Origin of the sequence: Streptomyces sp. NBC_00647 (genome assembly GCF_045207245.1) — a bacterium.
Taxonomy (GTDB): domain Bacteria; phylum Actinomycetota; class Actinomycetes; order Streptomycetales; family Streptomycetaceae; genus Streptomyces.
Window position 1 is genome coordinate 8,295,712 of sequence record NZ_CP109040.1, and the last position, 17,039, is coordinate 8,312,750.

Here is a 17,039-nt window from a genome sequence, read left to right on the forward strand (position 1 = left end):
GGAGCCGCGCATCGGCGCGGGGCGGTGGTAGTGGCGGCAGGGCCGTGTGCCCGGGGCCGGGCGTGCCGGAGCCGCGCGCTCGCGGGAGGAGCTACGCGTTCGCGCGGGCCGCCATACGGGCCTTGCGGGCGGCGAGCTTCTCGTCGAACTTCGAGGCCTCCGAGTCCAGGCCGCTCATGAAGAAGCCGAGCTCCTCCTGGGCCTGGAGGCCCTCGGGGCCGAGGCCGTCCATCTCCAGGACCTTGAGGTGGCGCAGCACGGGCTGGAGCACGTCGTCGTGGTGGATGCGCATGTTGTAGACCTCGCCGATGGCCATCTGCGCGGCCATGCGCTCGAAGCCGGGCATGCCGTGACCGGGCATCCGGAAGTTGACGACTACGTCACGGCAGGCCTGCATGGTCAGGTCGGGGGCGAGCTCGAACGCGGCCTTCAGGAGGTTGCGGTAGAAGACCATGTGCAGGTTCTCGTCGGTCGCGATGCGCGCCAGCATCCGGTCGCAGACCGGGTCGCCCGACTGGTGACCGGTGTTGCGGTGGGAGATGCGCGTCGCCAGCTCCTGGAACGCGACGTACGCGACCGAGTGCAGCATCGAGTGGCGGTTGTCCGACTCGAAGCCCTCGCTCATGTGCTGCATCCGGAACGCTTCGAGCTTGTCCGGGTCCACCGCGCGCGAGGCGAGCAGGTAGTCGCGCATCACGATGCCGTGCCGGCCCTCCTCCGCCGTCCAGCGGTGCACCCAGGTGCCCCAGGCGCCGTCACGGCCGAAGAGGGAGGCGATCTCGTGGTGGTAGCTCGGGAGGTTGTCCTCGGTGAGGAGGTTGACGACCAGCGCGATCCGGCCGATCTCGGTGACCTTGGACTGCTCCTTGTCCCAGGCCTCGCCGTCCTCGAAGATCCCCGGGAAGTTACGGGCGTCGCTGAAGGGCACGTACTCGTGCGGCATCCAGTCCTTGGCCACCTTCAGGTGGCGGTTCAGCTCCGTCTCGACCACTTCCTCCAACGCGTACAGCAGGCGAGCGTCGGTCCAGGCGGCTGACGGGCTGCCGAGATGAGGAGAAGTGATCGTCACGGGTGCTCCAGGGAGGGACGGGGACAGCGAGCGGAACTAACCTACGGCATCGTAGGCTACGTCTCCGTAGGTTACGACACCGTAGGTTAAGGCGGCCGTAAAGACCGCTGATCAGCGGGGTTCCAAGGGAGATCCCGTACGTCCCGGGGTCATCTCGGAGGTGCCGCCGGAAGTCGAGGTCGTGGGGCCGGACGGATGTCTCGATCACTCGTTCAGGCGTACAGCTCCCGGAGTCGGACCGAGAGACATGTCACACAGCCTTCGAGCTTCTCGAACTCGCTGATGTCGACCGGAACCGGTTCGTGCCCGAGATCCGCGAGCATGTCCGCGGTCTTGGGAGCGCTGGCCGCGATCAGCAGCCTGCCGCCGCCCAGGAGAACCACGTGCGCCCCGGACTCCTCCGGTACCGACAGGAAGCGCGGGAAGAGCGAGGGGGTGTCCACCAGCGGCTCGTGCCCGATCACCGTCCCGTCGGGCAGCGCGGTGACCGCCGACTTCAGATGCAGCACCCTGCTGACGGGGACCGCGACGACCCGCGCCCCGAGCGGTTCGAAGACCGCCCGCAGCTGCTGGACCCCGGCCGCGTTCGTGCGGCCGCCGCGGCCCACATAGATCGTGTCGCCCACCTTCAGGATGTCGCCCCCGTCGAGGGTGCCCGGATCCCAGATCCAGTTCACCGAACAGCCGAGACGCGCCACGGCCTCCTCGACCCCCGCGGTCTCGGCCCGCCGGGACTCGGCACCCGGGCGGGCGATCAGGGCGACGTTGCGGAAGACGACCACGGCGTCCTCGACGAACACCGAGTCCGGACAGTCCTCCGCCGGGTCCACCTCCACGGTCTCCCAGCCGTGCGTGCGCAGCGCCTCGGTGTACGCCTCCCACTGCTCGACCGCGAGGTCGACGTCCACCTCCGCCCGTTCCACATGCGTCACCAGGCCCTCGGCGAGGCGGGGGCTGGGCCTGCGTACGAGCGCTTTCCGGCTGGGCACGGGTGGGTCTCCGAATCGGCAGGGGGTGTCGGCGCAACATCATGCAGCGCGGTTCGCGCGCGCAAAAGCCCCCCGGCCTGACGTCGGGCGCCACCCACCCCCGACGCTAGGCCGCCCCCGCCTCCCGCACTAGGAGGGATACCCGACAGTTTCCGGGGCGATTTCTTTCAGTTCTCCTCCTTCCAGCAGCAGCCGTCGCGTGATCTTCCAGCAGCAGCCGTCGCGTGATGCCGATCGACTCCAGGAACGGCATGTCGTGACTCGCGACGATCAGGGCCCCCTCGTACGACTCCAGAGCCGTGGTGAGCTGACGGACGCTCGCCATGTCGAGGTTGTTCGTCGGCTCGTCGAGCATCAGGAGCTGCGGCGCGGGGTCGGCCAGCATCAGGGCCGCGAGCGCCGCACGGAAGCGTTCGCCGCCGGAGAGCGTCGCCGCCCGCTGGTCGGCCTTCGCCCCCTTGAACAGGAAGCGGGCCAGCCGCGCCCGGATCCGGTTGTTGGTGGCGGCCGGCGCGTACCGGGCCACGTTCTCGGCGACGGTCAGCTCGTCGTCGAGAACGTCGAGCCGCTGGGGCAGGAAACGCAGCGGCACATGGGCGCGCGCCTCACCCGAGACGGCGTCCAGCTCCCCGGCGATCGTGCGCAGGAGCGTCGTCTTGCCCGCTCCGTTGCGCCCGATCAGCGCGATCCGCTCGGGCCCGCGCAGATCGAAGATCCCGTCCACCCGTGCGCCGTATCGCAGCTCCAGCCGGTCCAGGGTGAGGACCGTGCGCCCCGGCGGCACGGCCGTGTACGGCAGGTCGACCCGGATCTCGTCGTCGTCCCTCACGGCCTCCACCGCCTCGTCGAGACGCTCCTTGGCCTCGCTCAGCCTCTCCTCGTGCATGATGCGGTGCTTGCCCGCGGACTCCTGGGCCGCCCGCTTGCGCGCACCCATGACGATCTTCGGCTCGCGCTTCTGCTCGAACATCTTCTGGCCGTAACGCTTGCGCCGGGCCAGCTTGACCTGAGCGTCGACCAGTTCGCGCTTCTGCTTCTTCAGATCGGACTCGGCGACGCGCACCATGCGCTCCGCCGCCTCCTGCTCGCCGGCGAGCGCCTCCTCGTACGCGGAGAAGTTCCCGCCGTACCAGGTGACCTCACCGGAACGCAGATCGGCGATCTGGTCCACCAGGTCCAGCAGTTCGCGGTCGTGACTGACCACGATCATGACCCCGGACCAGGCCTCCACCGCCGCGTACAGCCGCTGTCGCGCGTACAGGTCGAGGTTGTTGGTGGGTTCGTCCAGGAGCAGGACGTCGGGCCGACGCAGCAGGAGCGCGGCCAGCCGCAGGAGCACCGACTCGCCGCCGGACACCTCGCCGATCGTGCGGTCCAACTCGATGTGTCCGAGGCCGAGTTCGCCGAGAGTCGCGCGGGCCCGCTCCTCGACGTCCCAGTCGTCCCCGACGACGTCGAAGTGCTCCTCCGCCGCGTCGCCCGCCTCGATCGCGTGCAGGGCGGCGCGGGTGGCGGCGATGCCGAGCGCCTCGTCGACCCGCAGGGCGGTGTCGAGCGTGACGTTCTGCGGCAGATGGCCGACCTCGCCCGCGACCCGGACGGTGCCGTCGGCGGGGGTGAGGTCTCCGGCGATCAACTTCAAAAGGGTCGATTTTCCTGATCCGTTGGCACCGACGAGCCCGGTGGTGCCGGGTCCGAAGGCGATCTGGAGGTCGTCGAAGACCTCGGTGCCGTCCGGCCAGGAGAAGGACAGGGAGGTGCAGGAGACGGAGGTGGGGAACGTTGACATGAGGGCCTCGCGGTTGCTGGATACGGTCGGGGGTACGCGTACGGGACACCGCGAGGCGACGACGATCCAGTTCGGAGGAGAGCGAGAGGAAGGCCCGCACCGAAGGACGGCTCGAACGCCGAGGTCGCACGCTGCGCACACGCGGGCCGGACAGAACCGGCTGTGTGACGCGGTGTCTCAGACCTCAGACGAGCAACGTCCTTCTCCATTCGACGGCAACAGAACCGCCATCCACGGTAGGGACAGCCCCCTGGGCTGTCAAAGGATTAACGCGCCCCCGACGAACCGAGGAGATCCCGTGCCGAACGGCTCGCTCTCGCTGCCCGCCCGGCTCTACCTCCTGGCCTGGGACACCACGAAACTGAAGATCACGGGCTCCACCCACCTGCATCACCTGGTGCGCGCCGGTGCCCTGACCGAGCTGGCCCAGCGCGGGCTGCTCCTCGACCACGACGGCATCGTCACCCCCGTCGACCCCGACTCCCGGACGGGGGACCTCGTCCTCGACGGGCTCCTGGAACTCGTCGCGGAGTCCCGGCCCCGCAAGTGGAAGCCCTGGGTCACGCTGCGGGCCCGGGTCACCCTGGACGCCGTACGCGCCCAGCTCGCCGCCGGGGGATACCTGAGGGCGGAGCGGAAGCGGGTCCTCGGGCTCTTCCCCTCGGTGGAGTACGAGCTGGACCGGGTGCCCGCCGTCGAGGCGCTGCGCGCGGAGGCCCGAGAGGTGCTGGAAGGTCCGATGCCCGTCGCGGAGGTCTCCGACCGCGACGCCGCCCTCGTGGCCCTCGCCACCGCGGCCGAGCTCCGCACTCTCGCGTCGCCCAAGGACCGCAAGCTCCACAAGGCCCGCATCGAAGAACTCACCGCCCGCGGCGGCGCGGCGGCTCCGGCCCTGAGGAAGGTCATCCAGGAGGTCCGTACGGCGGTGATCGTGGCGGCGACCACGGCATCGTCCACGGCCTCGACCACCGGGAGCTGAACGGGCGGGGGACCGACCCCGGCGCTCCCCGGACCGGGGGACGCCGGCCACGGGCACGGCCGGCTCTACGGAACCGGGAGGGCCCCCGTCCAGCTGCGCGCGGGGGTGCGGCCACGGCCGGCTCGACGGGCACGGGCGGGCCCCCGTCCAGTGCGCGCCGAGTGCCGGCCACGGCTTCCACGACCCTCACCGAACGGGCGCGGGCCGACGCACGCGCCCCGGGGACCGGGGTTCCCGCACGGTGGCGCGCCCGCCACGTCCACGTCGGATTCCCGCCAGCCCCCGCCGCGCCGCCCGTGCTTGGCTCGTCCCCATGACGAACACCGAGCAGCTCCGCGAAACCGCCCTCGCCTTCCGCGCCCTGCATGTGCCCGGCCGTCCCCTCGTGCTGCCGAACGCCTGGGACACGGCCGGCGCCCGGATCGTCGAGGAGGCCGGCGCGGCCGCGGTGGCGACGACCAGCGCGGGGCTGGCCTGGGATCTGGGCACGGCGGACGGGGACCGGCTGGACAGGGAGAGCGCGCTCACGGCCGTCGCACGGATCGCCGCCGCGGTCCGGGTGCCGGTCAGCGCGGACATCGAGAGCGGATACGCGCCGGACGCTCGGGGCGTCGGGGACACGGTCCGGGCCGTGCTCGCGGCGGGCGCCGTCGGCGTGAACATCGAGGACGCGCTCCACACGGAGGGAGCCGGGCCGCTGCGCCCGGTCGGCGAGCAGGCGGAGCGCATCGCGGCGGCCCGCGCGGCCGCCGACGCGGCGGGCGTACCGCTGTTCGTCAACGCCCGCATCGACACGTATCTGCGCGGCGCGGGCGGGGTGGAGGAGACCCTGGAGAGGGCTGCCGCCTTCCTCGCGGCCGGAGCCGACGGCGTCTTCGTCCCCGGAGCCGTCGATCCGGTGACCGTGAAGGCGCTCGTCGAGGGCGTCGAAGGCCCGTTGAACATCCTGGTGGGCCCCGGAGCACCGTCCGTCGGCGAGCTGGCGGCCCTCGGGGTGGCCCGGGTCAGCGCGGGTTCGAGCATCGCGCAGGCCGCGCACGCCCTGGTCCGGCGTGCCGCGCGGGAGCTGCTGGACACGGGGACCTACGGGACGCTGACCGACGGCCTCGACTACGCCGGGCTCAACGCCCTGATGAGCCGCGCCCGCTGAGGGCGACCGCGCCGCTCAGCAGGTGCCCCGCATGAGCTCCGCCAGATCGTGGTCCAGATCCACCTGGAGGTGCTCCAGGCCGACCGGCACCAGGTCGGTGGTGAGCCGCAGGAAGTTCCGCACCTCGCCCGAGCGGACATGCACCACGGCGGTGCCCTCGGGAGCGTGGAACTCCAGCACGGTGCGGTCGTAGCCGTACGGCCGCACCCGCACGTCGCCGTACCCGACCGAGTCCTCGAGGCCGGACACCAGCAGCTCGCGGGCGAAGGTCCAGCAGACCTCCACGCCCTCGAGCGTGGCGGGGGCGGGGAAGGTCATGCGGACGGCGAACGGGTCGGTCCGGTCGTAGTGGAGCGTTGCGGGAATGCTCGGCATCCGCGGCGCGGCGGCGACGAGGCGTGCCTCTACGGGCTGCTCGATGACGGTGGACAACGCCTGGCTCCCTTGTGACGGCTGAACGAACTCCGGGCGGATGAGGCCGGTCAATTGAAGAGACGGAGAAATGACCCGGCGCGTGCACCTCTAAGGCAAGTGACCTCTGTCACCGAGGTCATGCACTGGGGAGATCAACTTTCCCCGACCGTGATGATCCCTTTCCGTCCCGCGCTCGCCGGACACTCGAGAGGACACCCGGGCGGGCCCCGAAGGTTCCCGCGGGAGGCCATCTGGACGACACCGGGGGAGTGGACTAGCTTCGCCCGCCATGAGGGGCTTGGGGAAGACGAGACGTACGAGCCGGACGGTCACCGTGGGACTGGGCGCCACCGCGCTCGTCGCGGCGCTCGCGGTGGCGGTGCCCGCGGTCGCGGTGCCGGCGCACGCGCACGAGGGGGCGGGAACCCCGCACTGGGCGCTCAAGGACAGCGGTACGGACGTACGTTTCCGTGGCCTGTCCGCCGTCAGCAGGGACACCGCGTGGGTGGCCGGCTCGAAGGGCACCGTGCTGCGCACCACGGACGGCGGCGGGCACTGGCGGAACGTGTCGCCGCCCGGGGCGGCGGACCTGGAGTTCCGCGACATCGAGGCGTTCGACGCGCGGCGTGCCGTGGTCCTGGCCATCGGGGAGGGCGAGGCGTCCCGCGTCTTCAGGACCGAGGACGGCGGGGCCACCTGGACGGAGTCCTTCCGCAACACCGACGCCAAGGCGTTCTACGACTGCCTGACCTTCCTGGACCGGCGCCACGGCCTGGCGATGAGCGACCCGGTGGACGGCAGGTTCCGCATCCTGTCGACCAGTGACGGCGGCCGTTCCTGGAAGGTGCTGCCCAGCGCCGGGATGCCCGCCGCGCAGGACGGAGAGGCCGGCTTCGCCGCGAGCGGGCAGTGTCTGGTCGGTTCGGGGCCGCGCGACGTGTGGCTGGCCACGGGAGGGGGCGCACGCGCCCGCGTGCTGCACTCCTCGGACCGCGGGCTGACCTGGACCGCCACCGACACCCCGGTCCCCGCCGGTGATCCGGCGCGCGGTGTCTTCGCCCTCGCCTTCCGCGACCGGGTCCACGGCCTGGCCGTCGGCGGCGACTACCGCGCCGACCAGGCCTCGCCGAAGGCCGCGGCGGTCACCCCGGACGGGGGCCGCACCTGGACCTCCGCGGACCGGCCCCCGCCCGCCTACCGCTCAGGCGTCACCTGGCTTCCGCACAGCCGCACCGCCGCTCTCGCGGTCGGCCCCACCGGCACCGACCTGACGACCGACGGCGGCCGCACCTGGCGCACCCTCGACACCGGCTCGTACGACACCGTGGACTGCACCCCGGACCTGGGCTGCTGGGCCTCCGGCGAGAAGGGACGGGTCGCCCGGCTGGAGCGCTGAGCCGTGCCCTTTCGGGCACGCCTACGGGCACCCGCACCGCGAGCGGGAGGGAGTGATCAGCCGCGGAGAGCCGTGTTCCCCGGCGGCGTCGTGGGCGCCATGACGTGCCGCCGGACCAGTTCGTACGACCTCAGCCGGTCGGCCAGCGCGTACACGGGTGTCACCAGCATGAGTTCGTCCGCGCCGGTCAGGTCCACCAGGCCCGTCAGGCGCCGCGCGACCATCTCGGGCGTACCGTGCGCCTGGTGGGCGCGGAAGCTCTTCAGAGCCCGGACTTCCTCCGCGGTGAACGGGTGAGCCGCCGCTTCCGCGGGTGTGGGGAAGGGCGTGTCGCCTCGTCCCTGGAGGAGTCCGGCCTTGACGACGTCCATCGGGCCGGCGAGCCAGGACGCCTCCTTCTCCGTCTCGGCGCACACCGTCTCCACGCAGATCAGCACGCGCGGGCGCGCGCACCAGCGGGACGGGGAGAAGCACGCGCGGTAACGGGCCAGCGCGGCCAGGGTGTTGTCCGGACGAATGTGATGGGCGACGGCGATCGGCAGCCCGAGTTCCCCGGCGAGCGCGGCACCGGCCGTGCTCGAAGCCAGCAGCCACGGCTCAGGGAGCGGGTCGAGCGCGACCTCTTCCACCAAGTGGCGCAGCGTCGACGAGACATCGTCGCGGTACTCGTCGTCCGTGGTCGGCCCTGCGCCGCGGCGCAGGGCCCGCGCCGTGGACTCGTCGAAGGTGCCCGGGCCCCGCCCGATGCCCAGGTCGATCCGGCCCCCGTGCAGCGCGGACAGCGTGCCGAACTGCTCGGCCAGCATGATCGGGGCATGGTTCGGCGCGAGAACACCTCCGGAGCCGACCCGGATCGACGACGTCGACGCGGCCGCGTGGGCCGTCAGCACGACGGGCGGGAACGCTCCGATGGCCGGTGAATGGTGGTGCTCGGCGTACCAGAGACGCAGATATCCGAGGTCCTCGAGGCGCCGGGCGAAGGCGGTGGTGTCGCGTAACGTGTCGGCGGCTTCGGAGCCGTTCTGGACCATGGCCACTTCGAGCGCGCTGAGCGGAACAGTGATCATTCGGTCAGTATAGGAATCATCCGACAGCACCAACCGCCTTGGCTCGTAAGGCGGTTCGGGCCACCGGTCAGGCCGCTCGGACGCAGGGTGGCAGGCCCTTCGGACATGAACGGCATGAACAGCGTGAACAAGGACTGCTCCCGCGGGTGCTCGGCCGTGGGTGATCGGGAGGTTCAGCCGAGCGGCTCGCGGTACCGCTCGAGGCCGGGCGCCGTCTTCGTCGCGACGAACTCGGTGACGCGATACGCGCACACGCCCGCCGTGACGAACGGGTCGCCCGCGGCGATCTCCTCGATCCGCGCCCGGTCGTCCGCGACGGCCAGGATCACGCCGCCGTCGCGGGGGCTCTTGGGCCCCGAGGCGAGGAAGAATCCGGCCGTGTACTGCTCCTCGAGCCAGGCGACATGGGCCTCCAGGACGGCGTCGACGGCTTCGATCGGCGCGGTGTAGGTCAGCTCCAGTACGAACATGATCGGGACTTTACCCCTGGCCCACCGCCCCGGTCCCGTGCCCTTTAGGCTCGTTCCCATCATGACCACCGTGAGGATTCCCGCGGGCTGGCCCGCCACCGAGGAACAAGCCCGCGCCGTGCAGGACGAGTTGCGCGGGCGGGTGGTGCTCGACGAGCCGGGCCCGCCGCCCGGCACCGGCCGGGTGACCGGCGTCGACGTCGCCTACGACGACGAGCGGGACGTGGTGGTCGCGGCGGCCGTCGTCCTCGACGCGGCGACCCTCGACGTCGTGGCCGAGGCCACCGCCGTCGGCCGGGTCTCCTTCCCGTACGTCCCCGGACTGCTCGCCTTCCGCGAGATCCCGACCGTGCTGGCCGCGCTGGACGCCCTGCCGTGCCCGCCCGGCCTGGTCGTGTGCGACGGGTACGGCCTCGCCCACCCGCGCCGCTTCGGCCTCGCCAGTCACCTCGGCGTCCTCACCGGGCTCCCCACGATCGGGGTCGCCAAGAACCCCTTCACCTTCTCCTACGAGGAGCCGGGCGTCCGGCGCGGCAGCGCCTCACCGCTGCTCGCCGGCACCGACGAGGTGGGGCGCGCGCTGCGCACCCAGGACGGGATCAAGCCCGTGTTCGTGTCCGTCGGCCATCGTGTGGACCTCGACAACGCCTGCGCGCACACGCTCGCCCTCGCCCCGAAGTACCGTCTGCCGGAATCCACCCGGCACGCGGACTCCCTGTGCAGGCGGGCCCTCCAGGAGGCAACGGCCTGACGTCGCCGGACCGTTGGCCCGCCCGACGTCCCGCACCCGCCGGCCCGCCGGAGGACTTCCACGCGTCGGCCGGGACAGCCTGAGTACGTGTACTGAGTACGCGTGCGGATGTATGAAGCCGCCATGATCGGCAAGCTGATCCGCATGACGACGCACCGTGCCCCGAAGCCCGCCGCCCACGCCACCCGGCCCGTCGAGCGCGCCGTTGTGGCCGCACTGGTCCTCGCCGTGTCGGCCGGTCTCGCCTGGATCGGCGGGATGGTCTACACGGTGATCGGCTGGGCGTCGTGAGGGCCGCGAGACCCTCACGAACGCGCCGTACCCCGCTCGAGCTTCTTGCCGGACCCCGCCGGAGCCCTTGCCGTACCCCGCCCGAGCCCCCTGTCGTACGCCGCCGGAGCCCCTTGCCCGGCCCCGGCTGTGGCCCCGGCCCTACCGGACCGCGGCCACCCGGAAGGTGATTCCCGCCGCGCTGAGCCGTTCCGTCAACGCGTCGCCCATCGCCACCGCCGGTGTGACCTGCCCCGACGTCTTCGGCAGCTCGTCGAGGGCGAGGGACAGCGCGGACTCCGCGAGCATCTTGGCGGTTTCGCCGTAGCCGGGGTCGCCGCCCGCGACCTCGGTGTACACGCGCCGGCCGCCGCCCTCGCCCACGAAGCGTACCGAGAACCAGCTCTTCGCCCGCAGTTCGGCGCTCGGGCCCTCGCCCGGCTTGATCCGGTCGGACAGCCAGCGGCGCGCGGGCGGCAGCTGGGCGGCCGCGAAGATCGCGCTCACCCCGGCGACTCCGCCGAGGGCGACGGGCAGCCGCTCGACGGCCGCGTAGTGGCGGTAGCGGAAGTCGGGCCCGTACCGCTCCAGGGCGCGCGCCGAGCGCTGCACCACCTGGGCGTCGATCGTGGGCAGCGGCAGGGCCCACGCACCGACCTCCTTGGCGAACCGCGGCGCGCCCAGCGGGGCCTCGACGCGCCGTCCCATCAGGCGCGGCTCGTGGTGCCTGCGCTCCCGCGCCGCGGCGAGCAGGTGCCGGCCGCGGGCGAACTGGTTCAGGGCGGAGGCGAAGGTGCCGCCCGAGAACATCGCCCGGGAGCGCACGAACCCGTCCACCCTCAGCGGTACGCCCTCCGGGAGCTGCCGCACCGTGAAGTAGGCGCCCAGGTCGTGCGGAACCGAGTCGAAGCCGCAGGCGTGCACGAGCCGCGCGCCCGTCTCCCGCGCGCGGGCGTCGTGCCGGACGTACATCAGGTCCACGAACTCGGGCTCGCCGGTGAGGTCCACGTAGTCGGTCCCGGCGTCCGCGCACGCGGCCACCAGATCCTCGCCGTAGGTGATGTACGGCCCCACCGTGGTGGCCACCACGCGCGCCTGCCCGGCGAGCTCGCGTACCGAGTCCGGGTCCGTCACGTCCGCCCGCAGCACACCGGGGGCGCCGCCGAGCCGCTCCCGCAGCCGTTCCAGCTTCTCCGCGCTGCGCCCGGCGATCGCCCACCGCAGCCCTTCGGGCGCGTGCGCGGCGAGGTACTCCGCGGTGAGTTCGCCGACGAACCCCGTGGCTCCGAAGAGCACGATGTCGTACGCGCGGTCTGTCCCGTTCAGCCTGCTCATGACACCCTCCGCACTGTGGGCTGCGCTCGATCGTGCGGTGCTCGCCACGTCGTGCGCGAAGCGCCGTTGTCGGTGGCTGAGGCTAGCGTGAGGTACGAGCAGTCGGACGACGAGGTGGCAGGAACAGGCCGGAGGTAGCCGTGGCCGTGTCGAAAAACGCGCTGAAAAAGTGGCAGAAGGTGCGCGAGTTCGCGCTCGGCCTGCCCGGCGCCGCGGAGGAGTTCCCCTGGGGCGAGACCGTCGCGAAGGTCAACAAGAAGGTCTTCGTCTTCCTCGGCCTCGACGACGGCAGCTACCCGATGGGCGTCACGGTGAAGCTCAAGGACGAGGCGGCGCACGCCCACGCGCTCACGGCACCCGGCGCCGAGCCCGCCGGATACGGCCTGGGCAAGGCCGGCTGGGTGCGCGTACCCCTGGAGGAGCAAGGGGCTCCCGCGGCGGAGCTGCTGTGCGACTGGGTCGAGGAGAGCTACCGGGTCATAGCCCCCAAGAAGCTGATCGCGGAGCTGGACCAGCGCTGATCCCGCGGGTCCGCCGGGGCGTACCGATCGGCCCCGACCCGCTCCGCCCGGGTCGGGCGTGGCAGGAAGGCGATCCGTCCACGCGGTCCGGTTCCGGCCCCCTGGCCTGGTACGGACCGGTTTGATCATGGTCCGGCACCGGGAATTTAACTAAGCGCTTGCTCGTCAGGGGCTTGCCCGGAGTGGAACACGTTCTTAACATCGCTGATGTCACATCAGTAGTGTCACAGTCCTGGGGGCTTGATGGCAGAGGCAGGAACGCCGGGGAACGGCCCCCTCACCGGGGTGCGCGTGGTCGAGCTGGCGGGCATCGGCCCCGGCCCGTTCGCCGCCATGCTGCTCGCCGACCTCGGAGCGGATGTCGTCCGGGTGGACCGGCCCGGCGGCCCCGGGCTCGGGGTCGATCCGGCCCACGACGTCACCAACCGCAACAAGCGCTCCGTGATCATCGATCTCAAGGCAGAGGACGGCGCTGCCCGCGTCCTCGACCTGGCCGAACGGGCCGACATCCTGATCGAGGGCTACCGCCCCGGCGTCGCCGAACGCCTCGGCGTGGGCCCGGCCGCCTGCCACGCCCGCAACCCGAGACTCGTCTACGGCCGGATGACCGGATGGGGCCAGGAGGGCCCGCTCGCCCACCGCGCCGGGCACGACATCGCCTACATCGCGCTCACCGGCACCCTCGGCATGATCGGCGAGCCGGACGAGCGGCCTGCCGTCCCCGCGAACCTCCTCGGCGACTACGCGGGCGGCTCGCTCTACCTCGTCGTCGGCGTCCTCGCCGCGCTCCACCACGCGCGCGCGACCGGAGCCGGGCAGGTCGTGGACGCGGCCATCGTCGACGGCACCGCGCACCTCTCCACGATGATCCACGGAATGATGGCCGCGGGCGGCTGGCAGGACCGGCGCCACGCCAACCTCCTCGACGGCGGCTGCCCCTACTACGGGACCTACGAGACGGCCGACGGCCGGCACATGGCGGTGGGCCCGCTGGAGCAGCGGTTCTACGACGAGTTCGTCGACCTGCTCGGCATTCCGGAACTCGGCCCCGCCCGCAAGGACCCGGCCCGCTGGGAGGAACTGCGCGAGACGGTCGCCGCCCGCTTCAGGAGCCGTACGCGAGACGAGTGGACCGCCGTCTTCGAGGGCTCCGACGCCTGCGTGGCGCCGGTCCTGTCGCTGCGCGAGGCGCCCGGCCACCCGCACCTCGCCGCCCGCGGCACCTTCGTGGACCACGGCGGCATCACCCAGCCGGCCCCCGCGCCGCGCTTCTCGACCACCCCCACCTCGGTCCGCGGCGGCCCCGCCCTGCCGGGTGCCGACACCGCGGACGTGGCCCGTGACTGGGACGTTCCCCGGCTGACGAAGGACGGCGACTGATGGAGCTCTCCCTCCCGCTCGACTACGCGGGCGACGCGCGAAAGGCCGCCGACGAGGTCGCGGCCCTGGAGTCCGCCGGCCTGGACGCCGTCTGGGTCGCCGAGGCCTACGGCTTCGACTCGCCCACGATCATGGGCTACATGGCGGCCCGTACCGAGCGCTTGAAGATCGGCGCCGCGATCCTGAACGTCTACTCGCGCACTCCGGCGCTCATCGCGCAGACCGCCGCCGGGCTCGACGCGATCTCCGGGGGCCGCGCCATCATCGGGCTCGGCGCCTCCGGCCCGCAGGTCGTCGAGGGCTGGCACGGGAAGGCGTACGACAGACCACTCGGCCGGACCCGCGAGACCATCGAGCTCACCCGCCGCATCCTGCGCCGCGAGGTCATCGACCACCACGGCATCACCGACATGCCACGCCCCGGCGGCCTCGGCAAGCCCCTGAAGATCCTCACCAAGCCCGTACGTCCCGAAGTCCCGCTGTACGTCGCCTCGTTGGGGCCGGCCAACGTGCGGATGACCGCCGAGGTCGCGGACGGCTGGCTCCCCACGCTCTTCATCCCCGAGAAGGCCCACCAGGTGTGGGGCGCGGCACTGGCCGAGGGCGCGGCCCGCCGGGACCCGGCTCTCGGACCGCTGAAGACCGTAGCGGGCGGACTGCTCGCGATCGGCGAGGACGCGGCGGCCGTACGCGACCTCGCGCGCCCCAGGATCGCCCTCTACGTCGGCGGCATGGGCGCCCCGGGCAAGAACTTCTACAACGACCTCGCGGTGGCGTACGGCTACGAGAAGGAAGCCCGCCTCATCCAGGAGCTGTACCTGTCCGGCCGCAAGGCCGAGGCGGAGGCGGCCGTGCCGGACGAGTTCTGCGAGCTCATGTCGCTGTGCGGTCCCGAGAGTTACGTCCGCGAGCGCGTCGCCGCCTTCCGGGAGGCCGGGGTGACGATGCTGAACGTGACGCCGGTCGGCCCGGAACCGGCCAGGCTCGTCGAAACCGTCAAGGGATGGCTCTAGCCGGTGTCCCCCCGTATGAACTCCAGGAAGGCGTTTCCCGCATGAAGCGGCAGATCTTCACCGCCGAGCACGACGCGTTCCGCGAGACCGTGCGCACGTTCCTCGCCAAGGAGGTGCTGCCCCACTACGAGCAGTGGGAGAAGGACGGCATCGTCTCCCGCGACGCCTGGCGCGCGGCGGGGAAGCAGGGCCTGCTCGGACTCGCCGTCCCCGAGGAGTACGGGGGCGGCGGGAACGCGGACTTCCGCTACAGCGCCGTACTCGCCGAGGAGTTCACGCGCGCGGGAGCGGCCGGCCTGGCCCTCGGACTGCACAACGACATCATCGGGCCGTATCTGACGGACCTCGCCACCGAGGAACAGAAGCGGCGGTGGCTGCCCGGCTTCTGCGACGGCTCGATCATCACGGCGATCGCCATGACCGAACCCGGCGCCGGATCCGACCTCCAGGGCATCACGACGCACGCCGAGGACAAGGGCGACCACTACCTGCTCAACGGCTCCAAGACCTTCATCTCCAACGGCATCCTCGCCGACCTGGTGATCGTGGTCGCGAAGACCACCCCCGAAGGCGGTGCGCGCGGGCTGTCGCTGCTCGTCGTCGAGCGTGGCGCGGACGGCTTCGAGCGCGGCCGCAACCTCGACAAGATCGGCCAGAAGTCGCAGGACACCGCCGAGTTGTTCTTCAACGACGTGCGCGTGCCCAAGGAGAACCTCCTCGGCGAGCTGAACGGCGCTTTCGTCCACCTGATGACGAACCTCGCACAGGAGCGCATGGGCATCGCCGTCGCCGCCATCGCCGGCGCCGAACACCTGCTGGAGATCACCACCCAGTACGTGAAGGAGCGCGAGGCGTTCGGGCGGCCGCTCGCGAAACTCCAGCACATCCGGTTCGAGATAGCCGAGATGGCCACCGAGTGCGCCGTCACCCGCACGTTCCTCGACCGCTGCATCGTCGACCACTCCGACGGCGAACTCGACGCCGTGCACGCCTCGATGGCCAAGTGGTGGGCCACCGAGCTGCAGAAGCGGGTCGCGGACCGCTGCCTCCAACTGCACGGCGGCTACGGCTATATGACGGAGTACCGGGTCGCCCGGGCCTTCACCGACGGACGCATCCAGACCATCTACGGCGGGACGACCGAGATCATGAAGGAGATCATCGGCCGCTCCCTGCTCGGCTAACCCTCCCCGAAAGGCTTACCAGTGAGCACCGAAGCGTACGTGTACGACGCGATCCGCACCCCGCGCGGTCGCGGCAAGCAGAACGGCGCCCTGCACGGCACCAAGCCCATCGACCTGGTCGTCGGGCTCATCCACGAGGTGCAGCGGCGCTTCCCGGGCCTCGACCCGGCCGCCATCGACGACATCGTCCTCGGCGTCGTCGGCCCGGTCGGCGACCAGGGCTCCGACATCGCCCGGATCTCCGCGATCGCCGCCGGCCTGCCCGACACGGTGGCCGGCGTCCAGGAGAACCGCTTCTGCGCATCGGGCCTCGAAGCCGTCAACCTGGCCGCGATGAAGATCCGTTCGGGCTGGGAGGACCTGGTCCTCGCGGGCGGCGTCGAGTCGATGTCGCGCGTGCCGATGGCCTCGGACGGCGGCGCCTGGTTCGCCGACCCGATGACCAACCTGGCCACCAACTTCGTGCCGCAGGGCATCGGCGCCGACCTCATCGCCACCATCGAGGGCTTCTCCCGCCGCGACGTCGACGAGTACGCGGCCCTCTCCCAGGAGCGTGCCGCCGCCGCCGTGAAGGACGGCCGCTTCGAGAAGTCCGTCGTCCCGGTCAAGGACCGCAGCGGTCTCACGGTCCTCGACCACGACGAGTTCCTGCGCCCCGGCACCACCGCCGACTCGCTCGCCAGGCTGAAGCCGTCGTTCGCCGACATCGGCGAACTGGGCGGCTTCGACGCCGTGGCCCTGCAGAAGTACCACTGGGTCGAGCAGATCGACCACGTCCACCACGCGGGCAACTCCTCCGGCATCGTCGACGGCGCCTCGCTCGTCGCCATCGGCTCCCGCGAGGTCGGTGAGCGCTACGGCCTCACTCCGCGCGCGCGGATCGTCTCCGCGGCCGTCTCCGGCTCCGAGCCCACCATCATGCTCACCGGGCCCGCGCCCGCCACGCGCAAGGCGCTCGCCAAGGCCGGCCTGACCATCGACGACATCGACCTCGTCGAGATCAACGAGGCCTTCGCGGCCGTCGTCCTGCGCTTCGTGAAGGACATGGGCCTGTCGCTGGACAAGGTCAACGTCAACGGCGGCGCCATCGCGCTCGGCCACCCCCTCGGCGCCACCGGCGCGATGATCCTCGGCACCCTCGTCGACGAGCTGGAGCGCCAGGACAAGCGGTACGGCCTCGCCACCCTCTGCGTGGGCGGCGGCATGGGCATCGCCACCATCGTCGAGCGCATCTGACCTTCCCAACGGATCAAGGATCTACG

General features: G+C 71.8%; 17 protein-coding genes. 10 read left to right on the forward strand and 7 right to left on the reverse strand.

Annotated features, from left to right (window positions below; translation table 11 throughout):
- Positions 1–91: 91 nt before the first annotated feature.
- The 3 genes from OG788_RS36375 to OG788_RS36385 all read right to left on the reverse strand — a co-directional run bounded on the left by OG788_RS36375 (position 92) and on the right by OG788_RS36385 (position 3,847).
- Entirely contained in the window at positions 92–1,069 is a 978-nt protein-coding gene (locus OG788_RS36375) for an acyl-ACP desaturase (RefSeq protein ID WP_406375275.1), read from the reverse strand.
- Between the two features lie 212 nt (positions 1,070–1,281).
- Positions 1,282–2,058 (reverse strand): dimethylargininase, encoded by a 777-nt coding sequence (ddaH, locus tag OG788_RS36380; RefSeq protein ID WP_406375276.1) that lies wholly within the window; start codon positions 2,056–2,058, stop codon positions 1,282–1,284.
- Between the two features lie 106 nt (positions 2,059–2,164).
- Positions 2,165–3,847 (reverse strand): ABC-F family ATP-binding cassette domain-containing protein, encoded by a 1,683-nt coding sequence (locus OG788_RS36385; RefSeq protein WP_406375277.1) that lies wholly within the window; start codon positions 3,845–3,847, stop codon positions 2,165–2,167.
- Positions 3,848–4,145: 298 nt separating this feature from the next.
- Between OG788_RS36385 and OG788_RS36390 the strand changes: the two genes are divergently transcribed.
- Positions 4,146–4,826: a GPP34 family phosphoprotein gene (locus OG788_RS36390; protein WP_406375278.1), complete on the forward strand. Its 681-nt coding sequence runs from the start codon at positions 4,146–4,148 to the stop codon at positions 4,824–4,826.
- Between the two features lie 313 nt (positions 4,827–5,139).
- Complete coding sequence (locus tag OG788_RS36395; protein WP_406375279.1) at positions 5,140–5,976, forward strand: isocitrate lyase/phosphoenolpyruvate mutase family protein; 837 nt, start codon at positions 5,140–5,142, stop codon at positions 5,974–5,976.
- A 15-nt stretch (positions 5,977–5,991) separates the two neighbouring features.
- Here the strand turns inward: OG788_RS36395 and OG788_RS36400 are convergent, their stop codons facing one another.
- Complete coding sequence (locus tag OG788_RS36400; protein WP_356460631.1) at positions 5,992–6,408, reverse strand: SsgA family sporulation/cell division regulator; 417 nt, start codon at positions 6,406–6,408, stop codon at positions 5,992–5,994.
- Between the two features lie 271 nt (positions 6,409–6,679).
- On the opposite strand from OG788_RS36400, the gene OG788_RS36405 reads away from it, so the two are divergent.
- Positions 6,680–7,786 carry a WD40/YVTN/BNR-like repeat-containing protein gene (locus tag OG788_RS36405; RefSeq protein ID WP_406375280.1) on the forward strand — a complete coding sequence of 369 codons (1,107 nt, stop codon included), beginning with the start codon at positions 6,680–6,682 and terminating at the stop codon, positions 7,784–7,786.
- Positions 7,787–7,842: 56 nt separating this feature from the next.
- Here OG788_RS36405 and OG788_RS36410 read toward each other — a convergent pair whose 3' ends face one another.
- Positions 7,843–8,853 (reverse strand): LLM class flavin-dependent oxidoreductase, encoded by a 1,011-nt coding sequence (locus tag OG788_RS36410; protein WP_406375281.1) that lies wholly within the window; start codon positions 8,851–8,853, stop codon positions 7,843–7,845.
- A 173-nt stretch (positions 8,854–9,026) separates the two neighbouring features.
- Positions 9,027–9,323 carry a YciI family protein gene (locus OG788_RS36415; RefSeq protein ID WP_351543794.1) on the reverse strand — a complete coding sequence of 99 codons (297 nt, stop codon included), beginning with the start codon at positions 9,321–9,323 and terminating at the stop codon, positions 9,027–9,029.
- A 61-nt stretch (positions 9,324–9,384) separates the two neighbouring features.
- Here OG788_RS36415 and OG788_RS36420 point away from each other — a divergent pair, with 61 nt between their 5' ends.
- Entirely contained in the window at positions 9,385–10,074 is a 690-nt protein-coding gene (locus tag OG788_RS36420) for an endonuclease V (RefSeq protein ID WP_406375282.1), read from the forward strand.
- A 144-nt stretch (positions 10,075–10,218) separates the two neighbouring features.
- A complete protein-coding gene (gene mmpA / locus OG788_RS36425; protein WP_406376940.1) occupies positions 10,219–10,365 on the forward strand; it encodes a morphogenic membrane protein MmpA in 147 nt (48 codons plus the stop codon).
- 141 nt (positions 10,366–10,506) lie between these two features.
- On the opposite strand, the gene OG788_RS36430 is transcribed toward mmpA, so the two are convergent.
- Positions 10,507–11,679 carry a saccharopine dehydrogenase family protein gene (locus OG788_RS36430; RefSeq protein WP_406375283.1) on the reverse strand — a complete coding sequence of 391 codons (1,173 nt, stop codon included), beginning with the start codon at positions 11,677–11,679 and terminating at the stop codon, positions 10,507–10,509.
- A gap of 140 nt (positions 11,680–11,819) precedes the next feature.
- Between OG788_RS36430 and OG788_RS36435 the strand changes: the two genes are divergently transcribed.
- The 5 genes from OG788_RS36435 to OG788_RS36455 all read left to right on the forward strand — a co-directional run bounded on the left by OG788_RS36435 (position 11,820) and on the right by OG788_RS36455 (position 17,013).
- Positions 11,820–12,200 (forward strand): MmcQ/YjbR family DNA-binding protein, encoded by a 381-nt coding sequence (locus OG788_RS36435; RefSeq protein WP_351543784.1) that lies wholly within the window; start codon positions 11,820–11,822, stop codon positions 12,198–12,200.
- A 243-nt stretch (positions 12,201–12,443) separates the two neighbouring features.
- Positions 12,444–13,580 (forward strand): CaiB/BaiF CoA transferase family protein, encoded by a 1,137-nt coding sequence (locus OG788_RS36440; protein ID WP_406375284.1) that lies wholly within the window; start codon positions 12,444–12,446, stop codon positions 13,578–13,580.
- Positions 13,580–14,593: an LLM class F420-dependent oxidoreductase gene (locus OG788_RS36445; RefSeq protein WP_406375285.1), complete on the forward strand. Its 1,014-nt coding sequence runs from the start codon at positions 13,580–13,582 to the stop codon at positions 14,591–14,593. The genes OG788_RS36440 and OG788_RS36445 overlap by 1 nt, the downstream gene beginning before the upstream one ends.
- Before the next feature lie 41 nt (positions 14,594–14,634).
- Complete coding sequence (locus OG788_RS36450; protein WP_406375286.1) at positions 14,635–15,777, forward strand: acyl-CoA dehydrogenase family protein; 1,143 nt, start codon at positions 14,635–14,637, stop codon at positions 15,775–15,777.
- Positions 15,778–15,798: 21 nt separating this feature from the next.
- Complete coding sequence (locus OG788_RS36455) at positions 15,799–17,013, forward strand: acetyl-CoA C-acetyltransferase (RefSeq protein ID WP_351543772.1); 1,215 nt, start codon at positions 15,799–15,801, stop codon at positions 17,011–17,013.
- Positions 17,014–17,039 lie beyond the last annotated feature (26 nt).

Coding starts and splice junctions, on each gene's coding strand:
- OG788_RS36420 (WP_406375282.1), top strand. CDS start 9,385: ATGACCACCGTGAGGATTCCCGCGGGCTGGCCCGCCACCGAGGAACAA.
- mmpA (WP_406376940.1), top strand. CDS start 10,219: ATGACGACGCACCGTGCCCCGAAGCCCGCCGCCCACGCCACCCGGCCC.
- OG788_RS36395 (WP_406375279.1), top strand. CDS start 5,140: ATGACGAACACCGAGCAGCTCCGCGAAACCGCCCTCGCCTTCCGCGCC.
- OG788_RS36450 (WP_406375286.1), top strand. CDS start 14,635: ATGAAGCGGCAGATCTTCACCGCCGAGCACGACGCGTTCCGCGAGACC.
- OG788_RS36445 (WP_406375285.1), top strand. CDS start 13,580: ATGGAGCTCTCCCTCCCGCTCGACTACGCGGGCGACGCGCGAAAGGCC.
- OG788_RS36385 (WP_406375277.1), bottom strand. CDS start 3,847: ATGTCAACGTTCCCCACCTCCGTCTCCTGCACCTCCCTGTCCTTCTCC.
- OG788_RS36430 (WP_406375283.1), bottom strand. CDS start 11,679: ATGAGCAGGCTGAACGGGACAGACCGCGCGTACGACATCGTGCTCTTC.
- OG788_RS36440 (WP_406375284.1), top strand. CDS start 12,444: ATGGCAGAGGCAGGAACGCCGGGGAACGGCCCCCTCACCGGGGTGCGC.
- OG788_RS36410 (WP_406375281.1), bottom strand. CDS start 8,853: ATGATCACTGTTCCGCTCAGCGCGCTCGAAGTGGCCATGGTCCAGAAC.
- OG788_RS36405 (WP_406375280.1), top strand. CDS start 6,680: ATGAGGGGCTTGGGGAAGACGAGACGTACGAGCCGGACGGTCACCGTG.
- OG788_RS36415 (WP_351543794.1), bottom strand. CDS start 9,323: ATGTTCGTACTGGAGCTGACCTACACCGCGCCGATCGAAGCCGTCGAC.